Source organism: Paenibacillus campinasensis, assembly GCF_002272015.1.
Lineage (GTDB): Bacteria > Bacillota > Bacilli > Paenibacillales > Paenibacillaceae > Paenibacillus_AQ > Paenibacillus_AQ campinasensis.
This window is the reverse complement of the sequence record NZ_NPBY01000153.1, coordinates 1-290: the sequence shown is the minus strand read 5'-3', so window position 1 is coordinate 290 and position 290 is coordinate 1. Positions and strand designations below refer to the sequence as shown.

At 52.4% G+C, this 290-nt stretch carries 2 tRNA genes; both read left to right on the top strand.

The window, feature by feature from the left end:
- The first annotated feature begins 18 nt into the window (after window positions 1-18).
- Window positions 19-95 (top strand) — tRNA-Ile (locus CHH67_RS25835).
- Window positions 96-130: 35 nt separating this feature from the next.
- Window positions 131-206 (top strand) — tRNA-Ala (locus CHH67_RS25830).
- Window positions 207-290: the final 84 nt, after the last annotated feature.

The window sequence follows — 290 nt, the reverse complement described above, 5'->3', positions numbered from 1 at the left end:
TCGCCAAGCGTATGATATGGGCCCTTAGCTCAGCTGGTTAGAGCGCACCCCTGATAAGGGTGAGGTCGGTGGTTCGAGTCCACTAGGGCCCACCATTTCAACTTCATATTTAGTGATGAGGTTCCTTTTTGGGGCTATAGCTCAGCTGGGAGAGCGCCTGCCTTGCACGCAGGAGGTCAGGGGTTCGATCCCCCTTGGCTCCACCATCATACTCATATCACTTCCATAAATTGCAGGTTGCACTGAAATGTATGGCATGATATGATAATCTTCCGGTCGAAGGACCGGGG